The following is a 25042-nucleotide window of genomic DNA, read 5'->3' on the forward strand; positions in this document are numbered from 1 at the left end:
AATGGTAATGCCAGGTGACAACGTGAACATGGTTGTTACCCTGATCCACCCAATCGCGATGGACGACGGCCTGCGTTTCGCAATCCGTGAAGGCGGCCGTACCGTTGGCGCGGGTGTTGTTGCCAAAGTTATCGCTTAATCGCTGATAACGTTTGACGCGACACGCGGTAAAAGGGCATCATTTGATGCCCTTTTTCTACGCTGTGAACTAGAACCTATCTCATCAGCGATTTTGCAGTCATAATCATTGGTGAGATGGGCTCTTAAAGCCGTATTGACTGAGATACGTCATAGCGTAAAACACCGAAATGCTGCCGAGCGGCATTTGATCGGTTTGGTTTGTCTTGCTGTGCGAGGCAAAGTTGTCTGTTCTGAATTCATTGTGACAGGTTGGTTTATGAGTGCGAATACCGAGGCTCAAGGGAGCGGGCGCGGCCTGGAAACGGCTAAGTGGCTGATCGTCGCCGTTCTGTTGGTTGTAGCGATTGTCGGTAACTATTACTACCGTGATTTCAGCCTGCCATTACGTGCGCTGGCTGTCGTAGTGGTTATCGCTGTTGCTGGCGCTGTAGCGCTGATGACCACCAAAGGCAAGGCCACCGTTGCGTTTGCACGCGAAGCGCGTACTGAAGTGCGCAAGGTGATCTGGCCAACTCGTCAGGAAACGCTACATACCACGTTGATCGTTGCCGCGGTAACTGCCGTGATGTCACTGATTCTGTGGGGCCTGGACGGTATTTTGGTCCGTCTGGTATCGTTTATTACTGGCCTGAGGTTCTAAAATGTCTGAAGCTCCAAAAAAACGTTGGTACGTCGTTCAGGCGTTTTCCGGTTTTGAAGGTCGCGTAGCGCAATCGCTGCGTGAGCACATCAAACTGCACGATATGGAAGAACTGTTCGGCGAAGTGATGGTACCTACGGAAGAAGTTGTTGAGATCCGTGGTGGCCAACGTCGTAAAAGTGAACGTAAATTCTTCCCGGGCTATGTTCTGGTTCAGATGGTGATGAATGACGCCAGCTGGCACCTGGTGCGTAGCGTTCCGCGCGTAATGGGTTTCATCGGCGGCACCTCTGACCGTCCGGCACCGATCAGCGATAAAGAAGTTGATGCGATTATGAACCGCCTGCAGCAGGTGGGTGATAAGCCGCGTCCTAAAACGCTGTTCGAGCCGGGTGAACTGGTCCGTGTTAACGATGGTCCGTTTGCTGACTTCAACGGTGTTGTTGAAGAAGTGGATTACGAGAAGAGCCGCCTGAAAGTTTCCGTTTCCATCTTTGGCCGTGCAACGCCGGTGGAACTGGACTTCGCTCAGGTTGAAAAAGGCTGATCAATTAATCAGCAACGAGTGGCGTTTGCCGCTTGTCAGAGGCGCGAAATTGAACTATAATTTCGCGCCTTTTGTTTTTATAGGCCTTGCTCATTAAGTTGAGCGGGGTGAAACACGGGGAGCCTCTATTGAGGCGATATTACCCAAACCGAGGAATTGTAAATGGCCAAGAAAGTACAAGCCTACGTTAAGCTGCAGGTTGCAGCCGGTATGGCTAACCCAAGTCCGCCAGTTGGTCCAGCTCTGGGTCAGCAAGGCGTTAACATCATGGAATTCTGTAAGGCGTTCAATGCTAAGACTGACAGCGTTGAGAAAGGTCTGCCGATTCCGGTTGTTATTACCGTTTATTCTGATCGCTCCTTCACTTTCGTTACCAAAACCCCTCCAGCAGCAGTTCTGCTGAAAAAAGCGGCTGGTATCAAGTCTGGTTCAGGCAAGCCGAACAAAGACAAAGTAGGTAAAGTGACTCGTGCTCAGGTACGTGAAATCGCAGAAACCAAAGCTGCGGACATGACTGGTTCTGACGTTGAAGCGATGACTCGCTCCATCGAAGGTACTGCTCGTTCCATGGGCCTGGTAGTGGAGGATTAAGAAATGGCTAAGCTGACCAAGCGCATGCGCGTGATCCGTGACAAAGTTGATGCTACTAAACAGTATGACATCACCGAAGCTGTTGCTCTGCTGAAAGAGCTGGCCACCGCTAAATTCGTAGAAAGCGTTGACGTTGCTGTTAACCTCGGCATCGACGCTCGTAAATCTGACCAAAACGTTCGTGGCGCTACCGTTCTGCCTAACGGCACCGGTCGTTCTGTTCGCGTTGCCGTATTTGCACAGGGCCCTAACGCTGAAGCTGCTAAAGCTGCAGGCGCAGAGCTGGTAGGTATGGAAGATCTGGCAGACCTGATCAAGAAAGGCGAAATGAACTTCGACGTTGTTATTGCTTCCCCGGATGCAATGCGCGTTGTTGGTCAACTGGGCCAGATCCTGGGTCCACGTGGCCTGATGCCAAACCCGAAAGTGGGTACCGTTACTCCGAACGTTGCTGAAGCAGTGAAAAACGCTAAAGCAGGTCAGGTTCGTTACCGTAACGACAAAAACGGCATCATCCATACCACTATCGGTAAGGTTGATTTCGAGTCAGACAAGCTGAAAGAAAACCTGGAAGCCCTGCTGGTTGCGCTGAAAAAAGCAAAACCATCTCAGGCGAAAGGCGTGTACATCAAGAAAGTTAGCCTCTCCACCACCATGGGTGCTGGCGTTGCTATCGATCAAAGCGGCCTGACTGCTGTAGCGAACTAATCGCCCTGCGATTATCGCTTTGACTTGGGGCTAAGGTTCGTCTAGAATCTTATGCCCCAAGGTTTTGCTATTGGCAATAGCCATAGTGGAACAAAGATTTTTCGGTTGGAGCCTGGCCTATCCAGGCCTCCGTCCAAGACCGCAGGTGTATCGAAAGATACTTAATCCTTCCTGCGTAGACGGTGACAGAGCCTAAAGAAAATTTTAAATTGTCTTTGCTGGATTCTGCTCACCGTGTTTGAACGCTCTCACTGCGTGATTTATCACAAGGTGTTGAGTGATGTGAGTGCCGGGGATTTCCCCCGGCTAAATCCAGGAGCAAAAAGCTAATGGCATTAAATCTTCAAGACAAACAAGCGATTGTTGCTGAAGTCACCGAAGTAGCCAAAGGCGCGCTGTCTGCGGTTGTTGCGGATTCCCGTGGCGTTACCGTTGATAAAATGACTGAACTGCGTAAAGCAGGTCGTGAAGCTGGCGTTTACATGCGTGTTGTTCGTAACACCCTGATGCGTCGCGTAGTTGAAGGCACTCCATTCGAATGCCTGAAAGACACGTTCGTCGGTCCTACCTTGATTGCATTTTCTCATGAACACCCGGGCGCTGCTGCTCGTCTGTTCAAAGATTTCGCGAAAGCGAATGCAAAGTTCGAGATTAAAGCTGCGGCCTTTGAAGGTGAGCTGATCCCTGCGGCACAAATTGACCGCTTGGCAACTCTGCCTACTTACGATGAAGCAATCGCACGCCTGATGGCAACCATGAAAGAAGCCGCTGCCGGCAAATTGGTTCGCACTTTGGCTGCACTGCGCGATCAGAAAGAAGCGGCATAAGCCCTTTTTCTTATCCGTTGCTTGCGTATTTAAACTATTTCTGAATTTTAGGAACATTTGTTATGTCTATCACTAAAGACCAAATTATCGAAGGCGTTGCAGCTCTGTCTGTAATGGAAATCGTTGAACTGATCGCCGCTATGGAAGAGAAGTTCGGTGTTTCTGCTGCTGCTGTAGCTGCAGGTCCTGCTGCTGCTGCTGAAGCTGTTGAAGAAAAAACTGAATTCGACGTTGTACTGAAAGGTATCGGCGCGAACAAAGTTGCAGTAATCAAAGCAGTACGTGGCGCAACTGGCCTGGGTCTGAAAGAAGCTAAAGACCTGGTTGAGTCTGCACCAGCAGCACTGAAAGAAGGCATCAGCAAAGACGACGCTGAAGCACTGAAAAAAGCTCTGGAAGAAGCTGGCGCTGAAGTTGAAGTTAAATAAGCCACTGCTTTCTGAGTGCAGTCTGTTTTAACTAACAGACTGATGGCTGGTGACTTTTTGGTCACCAGCCTTTTTGCGCTGTAGGGCGTCAGTAGAGTTTCACACTGTTTGGCTACTGACTAACCCCAATATTTCTTTCTATCGACGACTTAATATATTGCCCTCCCTGCCGCAGCAAAATCTGCCGTACAGTGCAACGAAATGATTTAAGCGTGATAGAAACGAGTATTGCGGAAAGTGTTCCCGCTTTCCGGTCGACAAAATGGTGTTGCGTGAACCGTCCTATATCCGGACGGACAGATAGGTTCGACTTTCCAGCGAGCTGAGGAACCCTATGGTTTACTCCTATACCGAGAAAAAACGTATTCGTAAGGATTTTGGTAAGCGTCCACAAGTTTTGGACATTCCCTATCTCCTTTCTATCCAGCTTGACTCGTTCCAGAAGTTCATCGAGCAAGATCCAGAAGGGCAATACGGCTTAGAAGCCGCATTCCGTTCTGTTTTCCCTATCCAGAGCTACAGTGGCAATTCGGAGCTGCAATACGTTAGCTACCGTCTTGGTGAGCCGGTCTTCGACGTCAAAGAGTGCCAGATCCGTGGTGTGACGTTCTCTGCACCGCTGCGCGTAAAACTGCGCCTGGTAATCTACGAGCGTGAAGCTCCGGAAGGTACGGTCAAAGACATCAAGGAACAAGAAGTCTATATGGGCGAAATTCCGCTCATGACCGAAAACGGCACCTTTGTGATCAACGGTACTGAGAGGGTTATCGTATCTCAGCTTCACCGTAGTCCTGGCGTATTCTTCGACAGCGATAAGGGTAAAACCCACTCTTCGGGTAAAGTGCTGTATAACGCACGTATCATCCCTTACCGCGGTTCATGGTTGGATTTCGAGTTTGACCCGAAAGACAACCTGTTTGTACGTATCGACCGTCGCCGTAAATTGCCTGCGACCATCATCCTGCGTGCATTGAACTACACCACTGAGCAGATCCTTGACCTGTTCTTTGCGAAAGTAGTTTTCGAGATCCGTGATAACAAGCTGCAGATGGAGCTGGTTCCAGAGCGTCTGCGTGGTGAGACTGCTTCGTTTGATATCGAAGCCAACGGCAAGATCTACATTGAGAAAGGCCGTCGTATCACCGCTCGTCATATCCGTCAGCTCGAAAAAGACGACATTCAGAGTATTGAAGTACCGGTTGAGTACATCGCGGGCAAAGTGGTCGCGAAGGACTATATCGATACCAATACCGGTGAGCTGATCTGCGCAGCCAACATGGAGCTGTCGCTGGATCTGCTGGCCAAACTGAGCCAGTCAGGCCACAAGCGTATTGAAACGCTGTTCACCAACGATCTGGACCACGGTGCGTACATCTCTGAGACCGTACGTGTCGATCCAACAAGCGATCGTTTGAGCGCGCTGGTAGAAATCTACCGCATGATGCGCCCTGGTGAGCCGCCAACGCGCGAAGCTGCCGAAAGCCTGTTCGAGAACCTGTTCTTCTCTGAAGACCGCTACGATCTGTCTGCGGTTGGCCGTATGAAGTTCAACCGTTCTCTGCTGCGTGACGAGATCGAAGGTTCGGGCATCCTGAGCAAAGACGACATCATTGAAGTGATGAAGAAGCTCATCGATATCCGTAACGGTAAAGGCGAAGTGGACGATATCGACCACTTGGGCAACCGTCGTATCCGTTCCGTCGGCGAAATGGCTGAGAACCAGTTCCGTGTAGGTCTGGTACGTGTTGAGCGTGCGGTTAAAGAACGTCTGTCCCTGGGCGATCTGGACACCCTGATGCCACAGGACATGATCAACGCCAAGCCAATTTCGGCGGCGGTGAAAGAGTTCTTCGGCTCCAGCCAGCTGTCTCAGTTTATGGACCAGAACAACCCGTTGTCCGAGATCACGCACAAGCGTCGTATCTCTGCATTGGGTCCAGGCGGTCTGACCCGTGAACGTGCCGGCTTTGAAGTTCGAGACGTACACCCGACTCACTACGGTCGCGTGTGCCCAATCGAAACGCCGGAAGGTCCAAACATCGGTCTGATCAACTCCTTGTCCGTGTACGCACAGACAAACGAGTATGGCTTCCTGGAAACTCCTTACCGCCGCGTGCGTGACGGTTTGGTTACCGATGAAATCAACTATCTGTCTGCTATTGAAGAAGGCAACTTCGTTATCGCTCAGGCGAACTCCAACCTGGATGATGACGGTCGCTTCGTAGAAGACCTGGTCACCTGTCGTAGCAAAGGCGAATCAAGCCTGTTCAGCCGCGACCAGGTTGACTATATGGACGTATCAACCCAGCAGGTTGTTTCCGTTGGTGCCTCACTGATTCCATTCCTGGAACACGATGACGCCAACCGTGCATTGATGGGTGCGAACATGCAACGTCAGGCGGTTCCAACCTTGCGTGCTGACAAGCCGCTGGTAGGTACCGGTATGGAACGTGCTGTAGCGGTTGACTCCGGTGTTACTGCCGTAGCTCGCCGTGGCGGTGTGATCCAGTACGTGGATGCTTCCCGTATCGTTATCAAAGTTAACGAAGACGAGATGCACGCGGGCGAAGCAGGTATCGATATTTACAACCTGACCAAGTACACCCGTTCTAACCAGAATACCTGCATCAACCAGATGCCGTGTGTGAATCTGGGTGAGCCAATCGAGCGCGGCGACGTGCTGGCAGATGGCCCGTCCACTGACCTGGGTGAACTGGCGCTGGGCCAGAACATGCGTGTGGCATTCATGCCATGGAACGGCTACAACTTCGAAGACTCCATCTTGGTGTCCGAGCGCGTAGTTCAGGAAGATCGCTTCACTACCATCCACATCCAGGAACTGGCGTGTGTGTCTCGCGACACTAAGTTGGGGCCTGAAGAGATCACTGCCGACATCCCTAACGTGGGTGAAGCTGCGCTCTCCAAACTGGATGAATCCGGTATCGTGTATATCGGTGCTGAAGTCACCGGTGGTGACATTCTGGTCGGTAAGGTAACGCCAAAAGGTGAAACCCAGCTGACGCCAGAAGAGAAACTGCTGCGTGCGATCTTCGGTGAGAAGGCATCTGACGTTAAAGATTCCTCTCTGCGTGTACCAAACGGCGTTTCCGGTACGATTATCGACGTGCAGGTCTTCACCCGCGATGGCGTGGAAAAAGACAAGCGTGCGTTGGAAATCGAAGAGATGCAGCTGAAGCAGGCGAAGAAAGACCTGACTGAAGAACTGCAGATCCTGGAAGCTGGCCTGTTCACACGTATCCATGCGGTGCTGGTTGCCGGCGGTGTCGAAGCTGAGAAGCTGAGCAAACTGCCACGCGATCGCTGGCTGGAACTGGGCCTGACCGACGAAGAGAAGCAAAACCAGCTGGAACAGCTGGCTGAGCAGTACGACGAACTGAAATCCGACTTCGAGAAGAAGCTGGACGCCAAGCGTCGTAAGATCACTCAGGGCGATGATCTGGCACCAGGCGTGCTGAAAATCGTTAAGGTTTATCTGGCCGTTAAACGTCAGATCCAACCGGGTGACAAAATGGCAGGCCGCCACGGTAACAAAGGTGTTATCTCCAAGATCAACCCGATCGAAGATATGCCTTACGATGAAAACGGCACGCCGGTTGATATCGTACTGAACCCGCTGGGCGTACCATCACGTATGAACATCGGTCAGATCCTGGAAACCCACCTGGGTATGGCTGCGAAAGGCATTGGTGAGAAGATCAACCAAATGTTGAAGCAGCATCAGGAAGTGGCCAAGCTGCGTGAGTTCATTCAGAAGGCCTACGATCTGGGCGACGATGTCTGCCAGAAAGTAGACCTGAACACCTTCACCGACGACGAAGTTCTGCGTCTGGCAGAGAACCTGAAAAAAGGTATGCCAATCGCAACGCCGGTGTTTGATGGTGCGAAAGAGACTGAAATCAAGCAACTGCTGGAAATGGGCGGGATCCCAACCTCGGGTCAGATTACGCTGTTCGATGGCCGTACCGGTGAGCAATTTGAGCGCCAGGTTACCGTTGGCTATATGTACATGCTGAAACTGAACCACTTGGTTGACGATAAGATGCACGCCCGTTCAACCGGTTCTTACAGCTTGGTTACTCAGCAACCGCTGGGTGGTAAGGCGCAGTTCGGTGGTCAACGCTTCGGTGAGATGGAAGTGTGGGCACTGGAAGCATACGGCGCGGCTTATACCCTGCAGGAAATGCTCACCGTTAAGTCGGATGACGTTAACGGCCGTACCAAGATGTACAAAAACATCGTGGATGGCGATCACCGCATGGAACCAGGCATGCCGGAGTCCTTCAACGTACTGTTGAAAGAAATCCGCTCGCTCGGTATCAACATCGAACTGGAAGACGAGTAATCGTTTTTCCGGCTCAGGCTCCCGGCCTTAGGGAGCCTGAGGGTGGTTGTTCAGGTCACACGGGTGCGCGATTTGTCAGCGTGCACCCAACAGGTTTAACTCCGACAGGAGCCAATCCGTGAAAGACTTATTGAAGTTTCTGAAAGCGCAAACTAAGACCGAAGAGTTTGATGCGATCAAGATTGCTCTGGCATCGCCAGACATGATCCGTTCGTGGTCGTTCGGTGAAGTTAAAAAGCCGGAAACCATTAACTACCGTACGTTCAAACCAGAACGTGACGGCCTTTTCTGCGCCCGTATCTTCGGGCCGGTAAAAGACTACGAGTGCCTGTGCGGTAAGTACAAGCGCTTAAAACACCGCGGCGTGATCTGTGAGAAGTGCGGCGTTGAAGTGACCCAGACCAAAGTACGCCGTGAGCGTATGGGCCACATCGAGCTGGCTTCACCGACTGCGCACATCTGGTTCCTGAAATCGCTGCCTTCGCGCATCGGTTTGCTGCTGGATATGCCGCTGCGTGACATCGAACGTGTACTGTACTTCGAATCCTATGTGGTTGTTGAAGGCGGTATGACTAACCTCGAGCGTCGTCAGATCCTGACTGAAGAGCAGTATCTGGATGCGCTGGAAGAGTTCGGTGACGAATTCGACGCCAAGATGGGTGCGGAAGCTATTCAGGCCCTGTTGAAAAACATGGATCTGGAAGCCGAGTGCGAGCAGCTGCGCGAAGAGCTGAACGAAACCAACTCCGAAACCAAGCGTAAGAAGCTGACCAAGCGTATCAAGCTGCTGGAAGCGTTCGTGCAGTCTGGCAACAAGCCAGAGTGGATGATCCTGACCGTGCTGCCGGTACTGCCGCCGGATCTGCGTCCGCTGGTTCCGTTGGATGGGGGTCGTTTCGCGACTTCAGATCTGAACGATCTGTATCGCCGCGTGATCAACCGTAACAACCGTCTGAAACGCCTGCTGGATCTGGCTGCGCCTGACATCATCGTGCGCAACGAAAAGCGTATGCTGCAAGAAGCGGTAGATGCCCTGCTGGATAACGGCCGTCGCGGTCGTGCCATCACCGGTTCCAACAAACGTCCTCTGAAATCTTTGGCCGACATGATCAAAGGTAAACAGGGTCGTTTCCGTCAGAACCTGTTGGGTAAACGTGTTGACTACTCTGGTCGTTCTGTAATCACCGTAGGTCCATACCTGCGTCTGCATCAGTGCGGTCTGCCTAAGAAAATGGCATTGGAGCTGTTCAAACCGTTCATCTACGGCAAATTGGAGCTGCGTGGCCTGGCCACCACCATCAAAGCCGCCAAGAAAATGGTTGAGCGCGAAGAAGCTGTCGTTTGGGATATCCTGGACGAAGTTATCCGCGAACACCCGGTACTGCTGAACCGTGCACCAACCCTGCACCGTTTGGGTATCCAGGCGTTTGAACCGGTTCTGATCGAAGGCAAGGCAATCCAGCTGCACCCGCTGGTTTGTGCGGCATACAACGCCGACTTCGATGGTGACCAGATGGCTGTTCACGTACCGTTGACGCTGGAAGCTCAGCTGGAAGCGCGTGCGTTGATGATGTCTACCAACAACATCCTGTCACCTGCGAACGGCGAGCCAATCATCGTTCCTTCTCAGGACGTTGTATTGGGTCTGTACTACATGACCCGTGACTGTGTTAACGCCAAAGGCGAAGGCATGGTGCTGAGCGGCCCGAAAGAAGCGGAGCGTATTTACCGCGCCGGTCTGGCTTCTCTGCATGCGCGTGTCAAAGTGCGTATCACCGAAGAGATCAAAAACACCGAAGGCGAGTCTGTACACCAGACTTCGATCGTCGACACTACCGTGGGTCGCGCCATCCTGTGGATGATCGTGCCGCGCGGTCTGCCGTACTCGATCGTTAACCAGCCTTTGGGCAAAAAAGCTATCTCCAAGATGCTGAACACCTGTTACCGCATCCTGGGCCTGAAGCCGACCGTTATCTTTGCTGACCAGATCATGTACACCGGTTTTGCTTACGCAGCCCGTTCAGGCGCTTCCGTAGGTATCGACGACATGGTTATCCCGGCCAAGAAAGCGGAGATCATCGAAGAAGCGGAAACCGAAGTTGCCGAGATCCAGGAGCAGTTCCAATCTGGTCTGGTTACCGCCGGCGAACGTTACAACAAAGTGATCGATATCTGGGCTGCGGCAAACGAACGTGTTGCTAAAGCGATGATGGAAAACCTGTCGGTTGAAGACGTGGTTAACCGTGACGGTGTTGTGGAACAACAAGTTTCCTTCAACAGCATCTTTATGATGGCCGACTCCGGTGCGCGTGGTTCCGCCGCTCAGATTCGTCAGCTGGCCGGTATGCGTGGTCTGATGGCGAAGCCGGACGGCTCCATCATCGAAACGCCAATCACCGCGAACTTCCGTGAAGGTCTGAACGTACTCCAGTACTTCATCTCCACGCACGGTGCTCGTAAAGGTCTGGCGGATACCGCACTGAAAACGGCTAACTCCGGTTATCTGACCCGTCGTCTGGTTGACGTGGCGCAGGACCTGGTAGTCACCGAAGACGACTGTGGTACTCACAACGGCATCATGATGACTCCGGTTATCGAAGGTGGTGACGTTAAAGAGCCACTGCGCGAACGCGTTCTGGGTCGTGTGACGGCAGAAGATGTCATCAAGCCGGGTACGGCTGACATTCTGGTGCCACGCAACACCCTGCTGAACGAGAAGACCTGTGACCTGTTGGAAGAGAACTCTGTCGACAGCGTTAAAGTCCGTTCCGTGGTTAGCTGTGAAACCGACTTTGGTGTGTGTGCAAACTGCTATGGTCGCGACCTGGCACGTGGTCACATCATCAACAAAGGCGAAGCTATCGGCGTTATCGCGGCACAGTCAATCGGTGAGCCGGGTACACAGCTGACGATGCGTACGTTCCACATCGGTGGTGCGGCATCTCGTGCGGCTGCTGAATCCAGCATCCAGGTGAAAAACAAGGGTAGCCTGAAGCTGAGCAATGTGAAGTTCGTAATGAACGCCGCAGGCAAGCTGGTGATTACCTCTCGTAACACCGAACTGAAGCTGATCGACGAATTCGGCCGTACCAAAGAAAGCTACAAAGTGCCTTATGGTGCCGTGATGGGCAAAGGTGACGGTGCAGAAGTTAACGGCGGCGAAACCGTTGCTAACTGGGATCCGCACACCATGCCAGTTATCACCGAAGTGAGTGGTTTCATCCGCTTCGCTGATATGGTTGACGGCCAGACCATTACACGCCAGACCGACGAACTGACCGGTTTGTCTTCTCTGGTAGTACTGGACAGCGCAGAGCGTACCGGTAGCGGTAAAGACCTGCGTCCGGCACTGAAAATCGTTGATGCCAAAGGCGACGACGTATTGATCCCAGGTACTGATATGCCTGCTCAATACTTCCTGCCAGGTAAAGCGATTGTACAGCTGGAAGACGGCATTCAGATCGGTGCGGGTGATACCCTGGCGCGTATTCCTCAGGAATCCGGCGGTACCAAGGATATTACCGGTGGTCTGCCACGCGTTGCGGATCTGTTCGAAGCTCGTCGTCCGAAAGAACCGGCAATCCTGGCTGAAATCAGCGGGATTATCTCGTTCGGTAAAGAGACCAAAGGCAAACGTCGCCTGGTCATCTCTCCACTGGACGGCAGCGACGCTTACGAAGAGATGATTCCAAAATGGCGTCAGCTCAACGTGTTTGAAGGCGAAGTTGTGGAGCGTGGTGACGTTGTTTCTGACGGCCCAGAATCTCCACACGACATTCTGCGTCTGCGTGGTGTGCATGCGGTTACCCGCTACATCACCAACGAAGTGCAGGAAGTTTACCGTCTGCAAGGCGTTAAGATTAACGATAAACACATTGAAGTTATCGTTCGTCAGATGTTGCGTAAAGGCACCATCGTCAGCGCAGGTAGCACCGAGTTCCTGGAAGGCGAGCAGGCTGAAGTGTCACGCGTTAAGATTGCCAACCGTCAGCTTGCTGCTGAAGGTAAAATCGAGGCAACCTTCTCACGCGATCTGCTGGGTATCACCAAGGCTTCCTTGGCGACCGAGTCCTTCATCTCCGCAGCATCGTTCCAGGAAACGACGCGCGTTCTGACCGAAGCGGCTGTTGCTGGTAAGCGTGATGAACTGCGTGGCCTGAAAGAGAACGTCATCGTGGGCCGTCTGATCCCAGCCGGTACCGGTTACGCTTATCATCAGGACCGCATGCGCCGTAAAGCACAGGGTGAAGCACCGGTTGTTCCGCAGGTGAGCGCGGAAGAAGCTACGGCTAACCTGGCTGAACTGCTGAACGCAGGCCTGGGCGGCAACAACGATTAATCGTTGAATGCCCCGGGGTCCGGCTTGCCGGGCCCTTGCCAGATAAACCGCTCCTCCGGGGGCGGTTTTTTTTTGCCCGCTCCCCCAGAGGCAATCTTTGCTACTATGAAGAAACCCGAGATAATGGCTAAAATCGCCTGTGTACTATGTCAACCAAGGATTGTGCAGATATGGACAGCCTGATCACCTTCGAAAAACTTGCTGCAAAACACCTGCCTTACCTGTATGAAATCAGATTTTCCGTCGAAGAGAATCCGCTTCATCCTCACCAGATCCAATACCTTCAGAGAACCCAGGCGCTGGATGATATCAATCAGGGCGGTGGCTGGATTTGCAAATACGGTGAAGATTATGCCGGTGTCGGTTTCGGCCTCTTTATTCCTGATCCCTTGATTGGCGGGCTGTTTGTCAAGCCGGAGTACCAGTCGAAAGGTATAGGCTCCGCTTTACTGAACGCCGTAACGGCATGGTTGTTTGAGAATGGCGCCGAAGAAATCCATCTCACTACCGATCAGGGCTCCAGGGCCGAGGTGTTTTATCAGCGGCGTGGCTGGGTTGCCATTGGCCAGGATGAATTTGGTCAGGCGGAACTGGTTAAACGTAAAGGTGAAAAGTAATGAAAATCAAAGGACTGATAGCATTATTTCTGATTTCCCTGTTTAGTGCGCCGCTCTATGCGAGCGTTGATTATTTTTATCTTAAAAAGAACGATGGCGAGAAGATCAAAATTACGCTGCAAGCGTTAGAAGCGATGCCATCCTCTTCGATTAAAACCTCTACCAATTTCACCCCTGAGGCCGTTTTTACCGGCGTTGAGTTTAGCGTACTGGCAAAGGAATATGGCCTGAAGGGAGGCAAGGTGCGCGCTTTTGCATGGGATGATTATTCATATTCAATGCCCGTTGCTGAGCTGGATAAATACAAAGTTATTATCGCCTATAAGAAAAATGGCGAGCTGATGGACGTTGCACAGTTAGGGCCGTTTGCGATCATCTATCCTCGCGATAGCCACCCAGAATTGAACAAGATTGATGTGAACGCAAAGACCGTTTGGCAAATAAAAATGCTAGAGGTTAAGTGAAATGAGTAAGAAATTTATCGGGACTCTCATCACCCTCATTGCGGCGCTGCTGTTCTTGATCCTGTTGATTGCCGTAAATTTCGGCAGTGTGAAAGAACGATACAAGCAGATTGAGCCTAATCTCGATAATTACTCCGTCGCTGAAATTCTCTTTTTATCCTTTGAAAGAACGAAAACCGCATTGCTTCTGGGCGATGAGGATCACTACGACGCTTTTAGGCTCAAAAAGAAAATATTTGCATCAAAAATTGCCATTCTTGAAAACCGTTCCACATTCAGTGACTCTTTTTATTACGACGAAGAGTTTATCAACACCCTTGCGGTTTTGAAGCGTCAGTATGCCGAGCTGGATCTGCTCAGCGCTGGGCTGGCAAAGGGCACGAAGACCAAAGCCGATATACTCTCCTTTATGGACGAGATGGAGATTTCTCTGGTCGATATTCAAGAGGTAATTTACAAAATACAGATAAGAAATTTCACCGAGGTTAAAGACATCATCAAAGATAATTCGAGCAAAGCCGAGCTATTTGCCATTATCTCGCTGGTGCTGATTTTCTTGATGATGTTCCTTATCTTGAAAAATGCGCTCTCGCTGAAGGAGATAGTCAAAAATAAGAATATCTTTATTTCCTCCATCTATCATGAGATTGCCGGCTCAACGCAGGCTATCGTGATTGCCGCAGACATTATGGAGCATGAGCTGGTTCAGGATGAGTTGAAAAAAGAAGTCCGGCTTATCTCGCATCATGGCAATAAAATTGCAGAGCAAACCCGTGAGGTTATGGATTACTCAAGGCTTGAAATGGGGGAGGTAAAGATAAACGACTCTCTGTTTTCACTTAATGATGTGGTCGACGATGCCATCGCCGCAGTGAGTGGAGAGGGCCACAATCAATTCATTGTCCGGCATTCGTCCTATGCAGGCAGGATCTACTCCGATAAGTACAAGCTATACCGAATCCTTGTCAACCTGTTGAGCAATGCCGATAAATATACGCATTGCGGACAGGTCACTGTGAATGTGAAGGTTTATAATAGCCGTCTTCATCTTCTGGTGAAGGATAACGGTATCGGTTTTAACGTGAAAAATATTGATCGATTATACAAGGCGTTTAATCAGGGGCTGGAAAGAGAGACTCGCCAGGGGCTGGGCTTGGGGCTGACCATTATAAAAAACTATGTGACCAGAATGAAAGGCACCATCAGAGTGAAATCAGCCGAGGGCAAAGGGGCGTCATTTTTGATTTGCCTGCCAATAAAATCAGTTGAAAAATAAATGGGAAAGCAGCAGTGAAGAGATAATCAGCGGCTTGGTCGGCTTCTCAACCAAATGCACGTCGTAGTTTAATATCATATCGCCAATATTTTTCTCATAATGGTTTAACTGGCCGGTCAGGATGATGATTTGTGCAGGGGTATCCACTCGGTCTTTGATCTTTTCTACGACCTTTTCGGACGTCTCACCGAAGTCTAGCAACCAATCAAGAATAAAGGCTTCGTAGGCGTGCCGCTCCAGGCCGTCGATGATTGCTGCCGCCGTCGAGTAAGTGTCTGTTTCAATCCCGTAGCGGGTGGTGATTTTCTTTAGCAGCTCCAGAATGTCCTGGTCATTGTCGAGTATGGCTATCCTTGGCGCCGGCAGAAAGTCTATTTTTTTGACCTTATACAGCTCGGTATCCGCGCTTTTATCTCTGCCGGTGTTAATAACAAAAAGATCGTCTTTTCTGAATGCGTAGGTTTCCGCATCCTCAATGTTATCTACCGGTTTGTCATCCACTTCAATATTGCATCGTTTATGTATGCTGTTCATGATAAACACGCAGTTATGGGCTCTGCGCCCTCCAAACGATTCGTTGAAGTATTGAAATACCTTTTTTGCCTCGTCGAGAGTGATGCCTCTTTTCCCATCCAGCTTCTGCTTGGCGCTGTTGTATTGAAGGTTCAATATGCTCGCCAGCGTGGATGCATGCTTCCTGTCACCCACCCCTTTTTGGGTCAACAAGGCGCTAATGGCCTCTGCATAATTTGGCGTTTTTTTCATGATCACCTCGATTTTTCTGATGCTGACCACGAGCATTGGATGTCCCGAGGTTGCCTGCTGGCTCGATTATAGATGAAGTCAGGATGGCTGCGCCTATATCCGTTTGATTTTGTTAATCAAACTCAAAACATACTCGATAACACCAAAAATAACACTCAAAAGACATTCACATTTTATCGTCGATATGATTAATTAGCATCATATGTGTGATTCGCGTTCCTAGGGGGGGCTGCCTGTCTCACAGAATAAGCTGCCTGCATCTGTTTTCAAGCCGGGTGCAGGCAGCAAAAAGATACACGGCCAACACCAGGGGCCATTACAGCATCAGGGACTCATTCCATCACTGCGGCGCGGTTGGCTTACTCTCTTTTGCCTGCTGATATTGCTGTACGCTTTTCACTACCTCTTCCGGCGCCACCACGCCTTCTTTCCCAAGCACCACAGCCTGTGACGTACCCAACGCTACGATCCGATCACCGACGCTGAAAGTGTGGGTCGCATAAAAGTAACGATCGTCCCAGTGGGTAATGGTCATGCTGACTTGATAACGCTGGAATGGCTGCAGCGCCTTTTTGTAATCCATGCTCAGCTGGCTAACTATCGGCGACCAACGCCGCTTCAGCATTAACTTCATCAGGCCTGTGCGGATAAACATGTCCACCCGATTGAGATCGCAAACCGTCAGATAGCGACCATTGTTCATATGCAGATTGATATCGATGTCATTCAGCCACACTCGGGTTTGCAGGGAGCTGGTCAGGGCATCCATCGACATGCGCGGTTTCCAGCATGATGAGATCAAGATCCAAAGCAGTCGCAGGTACAGGTTCATGGTTATTATCCCGCCAGGTTGTCAGACCAGTTTAACGGTCAGACTTTAACTGTGGTCAAACCAGATTGTTTTGTCAAAAAACCGATGAGGATATTCATGGGGGGATCCGGAGTCGCGCAGGAGGATATCCGACACGATCCGGGGGAGTAGGGCGGAGCCACCAGGAAGAAGGCGACTCCGGCTGGCGCCAGGGTTGGCGACCAGCAGCGCCACTATAGCGAGGCGGATTAACCTTACCAGCAGCGTCAATCGCTTCTGCACAGTGCCTCCACCACTTTTCCCATGATGCCAAAGGCGTTGCAGCTTATTGCGGGCTGCGTCCCAGATAGCCGTCCCAGTCCTTCCACACCGGCTGCAATCCGGCATCGCTGATGGCTTGCGCCACCTGCTGCGGCGTACGGCCATCGTGCGGTTCGAACTGTTCCAGTTCAGGCGGCACGTCGTCAGCATAGCCACCGGGCTGTGTCTTGGATCCGGCACTGACGCTGTTGATCGCCACCGGGATCATGTGATCGCGGAAGAACGGTGACTCACGCGTCGACAAAGAAAGCTCCACGTCGGGCGCGAACAGTCGGAAAGCACAGATCAGTTGCACCAGTTGCGGTTCACTCATGATCGACGCCGGTTCGATGCCGCCGGCGCAAGGCCGCAAGCGCGGGAACGAGATGGAATAACGGCTCTGCCAATAGGTTTGCTGTAGATAAAACAGGTGCTCGGCCAACATATAGCAGTCGGTACGCCAACTGTTGGAAAGCCCGACCAGAGCACCGAGACCGATCTTGTCGATCCCGGCGCGGCCCAGGCGATCCGGCGTGGCCAGTCGCCAATGAAAGTCCTGTTTCTGCCCACGGAGGTGATGCTGCAGATAGGTGGCGGGATGATAGGTTTCCTGATACACCAGCACACCATCCAGCCCCAGCGTTTTCAGTTCGGCATACTCTTCTTGCGCCAGCGGTTGCACCTCCATCATCAGCGAACTGAAATGGCGGCGGATCGCCGGAATATGCTGGCGGAAGTAATCCATGCCCACCTTGGTTTGATGTTCGCCGGTCACCAACAGCAGATGCTCGAAACCCAGTGCTTTTATCGCCAGGCATTCGCGCTCGATTTCTGCGGCATCCAGGGTTTTGCGCTTGATGCGATTGCTCATCGAAAAGCCGCAGTAGGTGCAGTCGTTGGCACACAGATTGGACAGGTATAAGGGCACATAGAAGCTGACTACGTTACCAAAACGCTGGCGAGTCAGTTGTTGTGCACGTTGCGCCAGGGGTTCCAGATAGGGGGCGGCGGCGGGAGAGATCAAGGCCATAAAGTCTTCGCGCGTCAGCTTGTCCGCATTGAGTGCGCGCTCCACATCCCGCGCCGTCTTGCTGTTAATGCGCAGCGAGATATCGTCCCAATCCAACTGCTGCCAGCGGCGGCTGAAATCATCGGCCATCACAGCGCCTCCCCGGCCTGGCTGAGAAAAGCCGTCAGCGGGCTGGAGGCCGCAGCACCGCGTTGGCTACTGCCCAAACCGGCCTGGCGCGCCAGTTCGCCGGCTTCCAATGCCAAACGGAAAGCATGCGCCATCTGCACGGGATCGCGTGCCACGGCGATAGCCGTATTCACCAGCACCGCATCGGCGCCCAGTTCCATGGCTTCCAGCGCATGGCTTGGCGCACCGATACCGGCGTCCACCACCACCGGCACTTTGGCCTGCTCGATAATGATCTCCAGAAAGTCGCGGGTGCGCAGGCCCCGGTTGGAACCGATCGGCGATCCGAGCGGCATGACCGCCGCGCAGCCCGCTTCTTCCAACCGTTTACAGAGCACCGGGTCTGCACCGCAGTAAGGCAGTACCACAAAACCTTCTTTTACCAAGGTTTCCGCCGCTTTCAGGGTTTCTATGGGGTCCGGCAGCAGGTATTTCACGTCAGGATGAATTTCCAGTTTGACCCAGTGGGTGCCGAGCGCTTCACGCGCTAACCGGGCCGCAAACACTGCCTCGGCAGCGGTTTTGGCACCTGAGGTATTTGGCAGCAAGCGAACGCCCAACTGCTGCAGCGGGGCCAGAATGGCATCATTGCCGCCGCGCAGATCAACGCGCTTCATCGCCATGGTCACTAACTGCGAGCCGGAGGCCTGCAGGGCATCCAGCATCAGCGTTGGGGTGGCGAATTTGCCGGTGCCGGTAAACAGGCGTGAAGTAAAGAGGGTATCGGCGATTTGCAGCATGTCAGCCTCCGGCGATCGCTTGAAACAACAGGATGTCATCACCGTCTTGCACCAGGTGGTTAGCCCAGTCTGCACGCGGGATGATGATTTGGTTGATAGCCAGCGCCGTACCTGGCTGGTGGCGCTCCAACTGCTCGAGCAGTGCGTCGACGCTCAGTGGCTGCGCCAATGCCAACGGCTGATCATTAAGCCGGATTTTCATGCTGTCCCTCCGCATACTGCGCAGGTGCTGGCCTGGCTGAGCTGCAAGGTGCTCCAGCTTTGTTGCTTACCGTCGAACAACCGCAGCTTGCCGTTGAGTGACGAAGGCATACCCGCCAGCATTTTTATCGCCTCCAGGGCTTGCAGCGTGCCTATGACGCCGACCACCGGGCCGAGTACACCGGCGGTGCGGCAATTACGCTGCGGTTCGGTTTGCTCCGGGTACAGGCAGGCGTAACAGCCGTGGGCATAAGGCGGTTCAATGACCAGCAGCTGGCCGCTGAAGCCCACCGCGCTGCCGCTGATAAGCGGTTTGTTGGCCCTGATGCAGGCAGCGTTCACCGCATGACGGGTTTCCATGTTGTCGCAGCAGTCCAAAATGAGATCGGCGCGTTCCACGGCGTGTTGCAAGATTTCACCTTGCAGCCGTTGTTCCAGCGCGATGGATTCGACCATCGGATTCAGCGCCTGCAGCTGGCGCTGTGCCAAAGCGGCTTTGCTTTTTGCAACGTCGGGGCTGCGGTACAAGATCTGGCGCTGCAGGTTGGTGACGTGAAGCGTATCGTCATCGGCCAGCAACAGAGTACCGACGCCGGCGGCAGCCAGATAGAGCGCTGCAGGGGAGCCTAAGCCCCCGAGCCCGACGATCAGCGCCGTCGAACCTTTTAGTTTCTCCTGGCCTTCCGGGCCAATGTCTTCCAGCAGTAACTGGCGGCTGTAACGCAGAAACTCTTGATCGTTCAACATGAGGTTACTCCTTGCCTTCGATCAGCTGCAGCAGTTGAGCGGTGGCGACGCGCCAGTCCGGCGCCTGAGTAATGGCGCTGACTACCGCCACGCTACCGACGCCGCAGGCCAACACGTCCGCCACGCGATCGATACTGATCCCGCCGATCGCCACCGTCGGATAGTTGCTCAGCCCGAGGATATGGCGTTTCAGCTCTGCCAAACCCTGGGGAGCGGAAGGCATGTCTTTGGTTTGCGTCGGGAAGATATGCCCCAGCGCAATATAAGAAGGCTTCACTGCAATGGCCCGTGCCAGTTCGGTATCGTCATGGGTAGAAACCCCTAAACGTAATCCGGCGCGGTGAATGGCCGCCAAATCGGTGGTCTCCAGATCTTCCTGACCCAGGTGTACGCCATAGGCATCGTGTTTAATCGCCAATTGCCAATAGTCGTTGATAAACAGGCGGGCGTTGTACCTTTTACCGAGCGCAATGGCGGCGGCAATATCCTCTTCGACCTGCTCATCCGGCAGATCCTTGATGCGCAGTTGGATCGTGGTAACACCCGCATCCAGCAGGCGAGCAATCCATTCGACACTGTCGACTACCGGGTATAACCCCAGCTTGTGCGGGGTGGCGGGGAAAGGTGTGGTGATATCAGTCATTGCTCAGTTCCTCTTGCAGGTTGCCGGCGCTGTGGTAGAGCTCGCTGCCGCGCGAACGGAACTCGGCCGACATTTTTTCCATGCCGGTGAGTTGTACTTCTATCGGTTTGGCGGCTTCCTGCGCGGCGGCATAATCGCGAACTTCCTGCGAAATTTTCATCGAGCAGAATTTGGGGCCGCACATGGAACAGAAGTGGGCGATTTTGCCGGACTCTTGCGGCAGGGTTTCGTCGTGATAAGCCCGTGCGGTAGCCGGATCGAGCGCCAGGTTGAACTGATCTTCCCAGCGGAATTCGAAACGCGCCTTGGACATGGCGTTATCGCGGATCTGAGCGCCAGGGTGGCCTTTGGCCAAATCGGCGGCGTGGGCGGCAATTTTGTAGGTGATCAGCCCCTGTTTGACGTCTTCTTTGTTCGGCAGCCCGAGGTGCTCCTTCGGCGTGACGTAACACAGCATGGCGCAGCCGAACCAACCGATCATCGCGGCGCCGATACCGGAGGTGAAGTGGTCATAGCCCGGAGCGATATCGGTGGTTAGCGGGCCAAGGGTGTAGAACGGCGCTTCGTGGCAATGCTCCAACTCTTCGGTCATGTTGCGACGGATCATTTGCATCGGTACGTGACCAGGACCTTCGATCATCACCTGCACGTCGTATTCCCAGGCAATTTTGGTCAACTCGCCCAGCGTGTGCAGTTCTGCGAACTGCGCTTCGTCATTGGCGTCCTGAATCGAGCCTGGGCGCAGGCCGTCGCCAAGGGACAGTGAGACGTCATAGGCGGCGCAGATCTCGCAGATTTCACGGAAGTGCTGGTACAGGAAGTTTTCCTGATGGTGTGACAGACACCATTTAGCCATGATCGAACCGCCGCGTGAGACGATGCCGGTCAGGCGCTTGGCGGTCATCGGTACATAGCGCAACAGCACGCCAGCGTGGATGGTGAAGTAGTCAACGCCTTGTTCTGCCTGCTCCAGTAACGTATCGCGGAACATTTCCCAGGTCAGGTTTTCCGCCACGCCGTTCACTTTTTCCAGTGCCTGATAGATAGGCACCGTGCCGATCGGTACCGGACTGTTACGCAGGATCCATTCGCGGGTTTCGTGGATATAGCGGCCGGTGGACAGGTCCATCACCGTATCCGCACCCCAGCGGGTGGACCAGACCAGTTTCTCGACCTCCTCTTCGATGGATGAGGTCACCGCCGAGTTGCCGATGTTGGCGTTAACTTTCACCAGAAAGTTGCGACCGATGATCATCGGCTCGGATTCGGGATGGTTAATATTGGCGGGAATGATGGCGCGCCCGGCGGCGACTTCCTGTCGAACGAATTCCGGCGTGATGTTCTCCGGCAGGTTGGCTCCCCAGCCTTGGCCCGGATGCTGCTGGCGCAGGACATCGCCGCGGATACGCTCGCGGCCCATGTTTTCGCGGATGGCGATAAACTCCATCTCCGGGGTGATTACGCCGGCGCGGGCGTAGTGCAACTGGGTGACGCATTTGCCAGATTGCGCCTTGCGCGGCCGCGGCAGATGTTCAAAACGCAGGTGATCCAGGCCTTCATCCGCCAGGCGCTGCTGGGTGAAACCGGAACTGACGCCATTGAGCTCTTCGGTATCACCGCGTTCAGCTATCCAGCCTGCACGCAGTTTAACCAGGCCGGTATGCACATTAAGTTCAGATTGCGGATCGCCGTAAGGACCCGCGGTATCGTATACCGGAATGGCTTCGTTGGGCTCGTACCGTGGGTTGTCTTTGTCGCCGCCAAGCAGCGTCGGGCTAAGCTGGATTTCACGCATCGGCACCTGCAGATCGTTGCGTGAGCCCTGCAGATAAATCCGGCGTGAGTTGGGAAAGGAAACGCCTTGAAGGGTATCGATAAACTGCTGGGCTTCTTCGCGTTGCTCTTTACGGGCACGGGGTTTTTTAACGTTAGACATAGCAAGTTCCTACCAGTGTGTTGGGTTGGGAAAGTTGCTTGTCTGGAGCTCGGAGGGAGTAATGATGCTGGCCGACAGGGCGGGATTATCCCTGTTGGGATCACCTGCCTGTACCGATAGATTACTCTTGTTCCCTTCGCGGGTATTAACCCGATCAGGTTCCGCGGATCCCGAATTAACGGTCTCAGCCTGGCCAATTTGATGAACAAATCAGGCGCTAGGCACTCCGACAAGATGCCCCCCAGTATAGGAGGGATAATAAAAAAAACTACAAAATTCTAACGAACCTGATCCAGCGCCTGGTCCGGTACCGCTTGTTGCCAGGCATCAGCCGCCAGCAGGATCAGCTTATCTTCCAGGGTAAAACGCGCCGCCAGGGTTTCACCGATATCCGACAATGCCTGATGGAATTCCAGGCATACGTCCTGATCGATATCCACTTCGGTATAGCGATCGTGGAAAGCCATAATCTGCTCGGTATTGGCCCAGAGCTTGGGATAGATGTTGACGGCCAGACTCATTTTCGGACTGGATGCGCCTTCCACTTGCTTGATAATTCTGTCATAGATATGAAAATGACCGGCGGAGAGGTAATCCACCAGATTATGGCAAAAGTTCTCCAGCGCTTTTTCATTCAGCGGCGTATGCTTTTCTTTATTCGGTTTAATGCCCACGAGGGTGCAATAGGCGACCAGCAGTTGCTTGCGAGCCTGAAGCCATTGATCAACTAATTCATTACTACCACCAACGCGCTGAGTCAGGCTTTCCAAACGGTTGAGCATGTTTGACTCCGTAAGTAATAAAACGTAACAGTAAGTTATTAAAATGTTACAAGGCCGATTCGTAGAGTGCCAGTGAAGCTGAGGTTGTGCAACAACGATATGGAACTTGCATTAACGGGTAATGAAAATGGCTGGTGGATCGTCAGCCATGAAAGCAAACTTTGGTTACCAAACGGTGAATTGCCGTGCGGTTTGGCGGCGTCATTTTCCCTGCAGGGGCGGATGGCCCGGGCTATTGGTGAATGGGAGGGGTTGCCGGTCTGGCTGGTGCGTCAGGCGATGCCGCAGGAAATGGGCTCGGTGCGTCAACTGCTTGAGCTCGATCGCGGACTGTTCCAACTGGCTGGTCGGGGAGTGCAGCTGGCCGACTTCTACCGTTCCCATCGCTACTGCGGTTACTGTGGCCACGAGATGCACCTCAGTCGTACCGAGAGCGCCTGCCTGTGCGGCAATTGCCGGGAGCGTTACTACCCGCAGATCGCGCCCTGCGTGATCGTTGCCATCCGGCGTGACGATGAGATCCTGCTGGCGCAGCACGTACGTCATCGTGGCGGCATTCATACCGTCTTGGCCGGTTTTGTCGAGGTCGGTGAAACGCTGGAGCAGGCGGCAGCACGCGAGGTGATGGAGGAAAGTAACATTGAAATCAAAAATCTGCGTTACGTCACTTCGCAGCCCTGGCCGTTCCCGCATTCGCTGATGATGGCCTTTATGGCCGATTATCACCGGGGTGAGATCCGCCACGATCCGAAAGAACTGCTTAACGCCGGCTGGTACCGCTACGATCGGTTGCCGCTGTTGCCGCCGCCCGGCACCGTGGCGCGCCGCCTGATAGAGGACACCGTAGCCTTATGCCGCGAGCAATAACTCGCTACAATAGCGGCAGATGAATAAGGGAGCCCCATAAATGAATGAGTTGAAGAACGATCGTTACCTGCGCGCGCTGCTGCGTCAGCCGGTGGATGTGACCCCCGTATGGATGATGCGTCAGGCAGGTCGTTATTTGCCGGAGTACAAAGCCACCCGTGCCCAGGCCGGTGATTTTATGTCGCTGTGCAAGAACGCGGAACTGGCTTGCGAGGTTACGCTGCAGCCGTTGCGCCGCTTCCCGCTGGATGCGGCCATTCTGTTCTCCGACATCCTCACCATTCCCGATGCTATGGGGCTGGGGCTGTATTTCGAAACCGGCGAAGGCCCGCGTTTCTCCTCGCCTATTACCTGTCGTGCCGACGTGGACAAGTTGCCAGTCTTCGATCCGGAAGTTGAACTGGGCTATGTGATGAACGCGGTGCGTACTATCCGCCGCGAGCTTAAAGGCGAAGTGCCGCTGATCGGTTTCTCCGGCAGCCCATGGACCCTGGCAACCTACATGGTGGAAGGCGGCAGCAGCAAGGCCTTCACCAAGCTGAAAAAAATGATGTACGCGGAACCGGCTACGCTGCACCTGCTGCTGGATAAACTGGCAGACAGCGTCATTTTGTATCTCAATGCCCAGATCAAAGCCGGCGCGCAGTCGGTAATGGTCTTCGACACCTGGGGCGGCGTGCTGACCGGCCGTGACTACCGCGAATTCTCTCTGCATTACATGCATAAGATTGTCGATGGGCTGCTGCGTGAAAACGATGGCCGCCGCGTGCCGGTCACGCTGTTCACCAAAGGCGGGGGCCAGTGGCTGGAGGCCATGGCGGCCACGGGTTGTGACGCGCTGGGTCTTGACTGGACGACCGACATCGCCGACGCGCGCCGTCGTGTAGGCGATAAAGTGGCACTGCAGGGCAATATGGATCCGTCCATGCTGTATGCGTCGCCTGAGCGTATTGCCCAGGAAGTGGAAACCATTCTGGCCGGTTTCGGTCACGGTGAAGGGCATGTGTTCAATCTGGGTCACGGCATTCATTTGGATGTGCCACCAGAAAACGCCGGCGTCTTTGTTGAGGCGGTTCACGCTCAATCGGGCAAATACCATCGCTAAGGACCG

General features: G+C 53.4%; 22 protein-coding genes, 1 pseudogene and 1 riboswitch. Of the genes and pseudogenes, 14 read left to right on the plus strand and 9 right to left on the minus strand.

What is annotated here, in order from left to right:
- The 12 genes and pseudogenes from tuf to H5P17_RS23550 form a co-directional block, all read left to right on the plus strand.
- Positions 1–139 (plus strand): annotated as a pseudogene (gene tuf / locus H5P17_RS23495) (elongation factor Tu); the annotation flags it as partial.
- 258 nt (positions 140–397) lie between these two features.
- Positions 398–781 carry a preprotein translocase subunit SecE gene (gene secE, locus H5P17_RS23500; protein WP_020828746.1) on the plus strand — a complete coding sequence of 128 codons (384 nt, stop codon included), beginning with the start codon at positions 398–400 and terminating at the stop codon, positions 779–781.
- Position 782: 1 nt separating this feature from the next.
- Entirely contained in the window at positions 783–1328 is a 546-nt protein-coding gene (nusG, locus tag H5P17_RS23505; RefSeq protein ID WP_004953928.1) for a transcription termination/antitermination protein NusG, read from the plus strand.
- A gap of 162 nt (positions 1329–1490) precedes the next feature.
- A complete protein-coding gene (rplK, locus tag H5P17_RS23510; protein ID WP_015376316.1) occupies positions 1491–1919 on the plus strand; it encodes a 50S ribosomal protein L11 in 429 nt (142 codons plus the stop codon).
- Between the two features lie 3 nt (positions 1920–1922).
- Entirely contained in the window at positions 1923–2627 is a 705-nt protein-coding gene (gene rplA, locus H5P17_RS23515) for a 50S ribosomal protein L1 (RefSeq protein ID WP_004953932.1), read from the plus strand.
- Between the two features lie 329 nt (positions 2628–2956).
- A complete protein-coding gene (rplJ, locus tag H5P17_RS23520) occupies positions 2957–3454 on the plus strand; it encodes a 50S ribosomal protein L10 (protein WP_037425754.1) in 498 nt (165 codons plus the stop codon).
- Positions 3455–3516: 62 nt separating this feature from the next.
- Positions 3517–3882, plus strand: a complete 366-nt coding sequence (gene rplL, locus H5P17_RS23525) for a 50S ribosomal protein L7/L12 (protein ID WP_012004743.1) — start codon at positions 3517–3519, stop codon at positions 3880–3882.
- 334 nt (positions 3883–4216) lie between these two features.
- Positions 4217–8245 (plus strand): DNA-directed RNA polymerase subunit beta, encoded by a 4029-nt coding sequence (gene rpoB, locus H5P17_RS23530; RefSeq protein ID WP_044554731.1) that lies wholly within the window; start codon positions 4217–4219, stop codon positions 8243–8245.
- Between the two features lie 118 nt (positions 8246–8363).
- Complete coding sequence (gene rpoC, locus H5P17_RS23535) at positions 8364–12584, plus strand: DNA-directed RNA polymerase subunit beta' (protein WP_044554730.1); 4221 nt, start codon at positions 8364–8366, stop codon at positions 12582–12584.
- A gap of 170 nt (positions 12585–12754) precedes the next feature.
- Positions 12755–13201 carry a GNAT family N-acetyltransferase gene (locus H5P17_RS23540; RefSeq protein ID WP_044554729.1) on the plus strand — a complete coding sequence of 149 codons (447 nt, stop codon included), beginning with the start codon at positions 12755–12757 and terminating at the stop codon, positions 13199–13201.
- Positions 13201–13665, plus strand: a complete 465-nt coding sequence (locus H5P17_RS23545) for an oxidoreductase (RefSeq protein ID WP_182825536.1) — start codon at positions 13201–13203, stop codon at positions 13663–13665. Before H5P17_RS23540 ends, H5P17_RS23545 begins: the two co-directional genes overlap by 1 nt.
- Position 13666: 1 nt before the next feature.
- A complete protein-coding gene (locus H5P17_RS23550; protein WP_182825537.1) occupies positions 13667–14941 on the plus strand; it encodes a sensor histidine kinase KdpD in 1275 nt (424 codons plus the stop codon).
- Here the strand turns inward: H5P17_RS23550 and H5P17_RS23555 are convergent.
- The 9 genes from H5P17_RS23555 to H5P17_RS23595 form a co-directional block, all read right to left on the minus strand.
- Entirely contained in the window at positions 14927–15742 is an 816-nt protein-coding gene (locus H5P17_RS23555) for a helix-turn-helix domain-containing protein (RefSeq protein WP_182825538.1), read from the minus strand. The two genes, H5P17_RS23550 and H5P17_RS23555, sit on opposite strands and share 15 nt — an antisense overlap.
- A 304-nt stretch (positions 15743–16046) precedes the next feature.
- Positions 16047–16538: an acyl-CoA thioesterase gene (locus H5P17_RS23560; protein ID WP_255477987.1), complete on the minus strand. Its 492-nt coding sequence runs from the start codon at positions 16536–16538 to the stop codon at positions 16047–16049.
- A 304-nt stretch (positions 16539–16842) separates the two neighbouring features.
- Complete coding sequence (gene thiH / locus H5P17_RS23565; protein WP_182825539.1) at positions 16843–17976, minus strand: 2-iminoacetate synthase ThiH; 1134 nt, start codon at positions 17974–17976, stop codon at positions 16843–16845.
- The gene (locus H5P17_RS23570) at positions 17976–18755 is read right to left on the minus strand and encodes a thiazole synthase (protein WP_044554722.1); all 780 of its coding nucleotides are present in this window, start codon (positions 18753–18755) and stop codon (positions 17976–17978) included. Before H5P17_RS23570 ends, thiH begins: the two co-directional genes overlap by 1 nt.
- A 1-nt stretch (position 18756) precedes the next feature.
- A complete protein-coding gene (thiS, locus tag H5P17_RS23575) occupies positions 18757–18957 on the minus strand; it encodes a sulfur carrier protein ThiS (protein WP_182825540.1) in 201 nt (66 codons plus the stop codon).
- Positions 18954–19703, minus strand: a complete 750-nt coding sequence (locus H5P17_RS23580) for a HesA/MoeB/ThiF family protein (RefSeq protein ID WP_182825541.1) — start codon at positions 19701–19703, stop codon at positions 18954–18956. The genes thiS and H5P17_RS23580 overlap by 4 nt, the downstream gene beginning before the upstream one ends.
- 4 nt (positions 19704–19707) lie before the next feature.
- Positions 19708–20346: a thiamine phosphate synthase gene (gene thiE / locus H5P17_RS23585; protein WP_182825542.1), complete on the minus strand. Its 639-nt coding sequence runs from the start codon at positions 20344–20346 to the stop codon at positions 19708–19710.
- Positions 20339–22282 carry a phosphomethylpyrimidine synthase ThiC gene (gene thiC / locus H5P17_RS23590; RefSeq protein WP_220496949.1) on the minus strand — a complete coding sequence of 648 codons (1944 nt, stop codon included), beginning with the start codon at positions 22280–22282 and terminating at the stop codon, positions 20339–20341. Before thiC ends, thiE begins: the two co-directional genes overlap by 8 nt.
- A 114-nt stretch (positions 22283–22396) precedes the next feature.
- Positions 22397–22521: riboswitch (TPP riboswitch) on the minus strand.
- A 39-nt stretch (positions 22522–22560) separates the two neighbouring features.
- Positions 22561–23064, minus strand: coding sequence for an Rsd/AlgQ family anti-sigma factor (locus H5P17_RS23595; RefSeq protein WP_044554717.1), 504 nt, complete (start codon positions 23062–23064; stop codon positions 22561–22563).
- 99 nt (positions 23065–23163) lie between these two features.
- On the opposite strand from H5P17_RS23595, the gene nudC reads away from it, so the two are divergent.
- Together nudC and hemE are read left to right on the plus strand one after the other, a co-directional pair.
- Positions 23164–23931: an NAD(+) diphosphatase gene (gene nudC / locus H5P17_RS23600; protein WP_182825543.1), complete on the plus strand. Its 768-nt coding sequence runs from the start codon at positions 23164–23166 to the stop codon at positions 23929–23931.
- A 40-nt stretch (positions 23932–23971) separates the two neighbouring features.
- Positions 23972–25036, plus strand: a complete 1065-nt coding sequence (hemE, locus tag H5P17_RS23605; protein ID WP_182825544.1) for a uroporphyrinogen decarboxylase — start codon at positions 23972–23974, stop codon at positions 25034–25036.
- Positions 25037–25042: the final 6 nt, after the last annotated feature.

The organism is Serratia sp. OS31 (assembly GCF_014164835.1).
In the GTDB taxonomy this organism is placed as follows: domain Bacteria; phylum Pseudomonadota; class Gammaproteobacteria; order Enterobacterales; family Enterobacteriaceae; genus Serratia; species Serratia liquefaciens_A.

Bases quoted from the DNA above. Each gene is read 5' to 3' on its own strand.
- rpoB (WP_044554731.1), top strand. From the start codon at position 4,217: ATGGTTTACTCCTATACCGAGAAAAAACGTATTCGTAAGGATTTTGGT.
- H5P17_RS23555 (WP_182825538.1), bottom strand. From the start codon at position 15,742: ATGCTCGTGGTCAGCATCAGAAAAATCGAGGTGATCATGAAAAAAACG.
- thiC (WP_220496949.1), bottom strand. From the start codon at position 22,282: ATGTCTAACGTTAAAAAACCCCGTGCCCGTAAAGAGCAACGCGAAGAA.
- H5P17_RS23545 (WP_182825536.1), top strand. From the start codon at position 13,201: ATGAAAATCAAAGGACTGATAGCATTATTTCTGATTTCCCTGTTTAGT.
- secE (WP_020828746.1), top strand. From the start codon at position 398: ATGAGTGCGAATACCGAGGCTCAAGGGAGCGGGCGCGGCCTGGAAACG.
- thiH (WP_182825539.1), bottom strand. From the start codon at position 17,976: ATGGCCGATGATTTCAGCCGCCGCTGGCAGCAGTTGGATTGGGACGAT.
- thiE (WP_182825542.1), bottom strand. From the start codon at position 20,346: ATGACTGATATCACCACACCTTTCCCCGCCACCCCGCACAAGCTGGGG.
- H5P17_RS23550 (WP_182825537.1), top strand. From the start codon at position 13,667: ATGAGTAAGAAATTTATCGGGACTCTCATCACCCTCATTGCGGCGCTG.
- H5P17_RS23560 (WP_255477987.1), bottom strand. From the start codon at position 16,538: ATGAACCTGTACCTGCGACTGCTTTGGATCTTGATCTCATCATGCTGG.
- rplK (WP_015376316.1), top strand. From the start codon at position 1,491: ATGGCCAAGAAAGTACAAGCCTACGTTAAGCTGCAGGTTGCAGCCGGT.
- rplL (WP_012004743.1), top strand. From the start codon at position 3,517: ATGTCTATCACTAAAGACCAAATTATCGAAGGCGTTGCAGCTCTGTCT.
- nudC (WP_182825543.1), top strand. From the start codon at position 23,164: ATGGAACTTGCATTAACGGGTAATGAAAATGGCTGGTGGATCGTCAGC.
- H5P17_RS23540 (WP_044554729.1), top strand. From the start codon at position 12,755: ATGGACAGCCTGATCACCTTCGAAAAACTTGCTGCAAAACACCTGCCT.
- rplA (WP_004953932.1), top strand. From the start codon at position 1,923: ATGGCTAAGCTGACCAAGCGCATGCGCGTGATCCGTGACAAAGTTGAT.
- H5P17_RS23570 (WP_044554722.1), bottom strand. From the start codon at position 18,755: ATGCTGCAAATCGCCGATACCCTCTTTACTTCACGCCTGTTTACCGGC.
- H5P17_RS23580 (WP_182825541.1), bottom strand. From the start codon at position 19,703: ATGTTGAACGATCAAGAGTTTCTGCGTTACAGCCGCCAGTTACTGCTG.
- rplJ (WP_037425754.1), top strand. From the start codon at position 2,957: ATGGCATTAAATCTTCAAGACAAACAAGCGATTGTTGCTGAAGTCACC.
- thiS (WP_182825540.1), bottom strand. From the start codon at position 18,957: ATGAAAATCCGGCTTAATGATCAGCCGTTGGCATTGGCGCAGCCACTG.
- nusG (WP_004953928.1), top strand. From the start codon at position 783: ATGTCTGAAGCTCCAAAAAAACGTTGGTACGTCGTTCAGGCGTTTTCC.
- hemE (WP_182825544.1), top strand. From the start codon at position 23,972: ATGAATGAGTTGAAGAACGATCGTTACCTGCGCGCGCTGCTGCGTCAG.
- H5P17_RS23595 (WP_044554717.1), bottom strand. From the start codon at position 23,064: ATGCTCAACCGTTTGGAAAGCCTGACTCAGCGCGTTGGTGGTAGTAAT.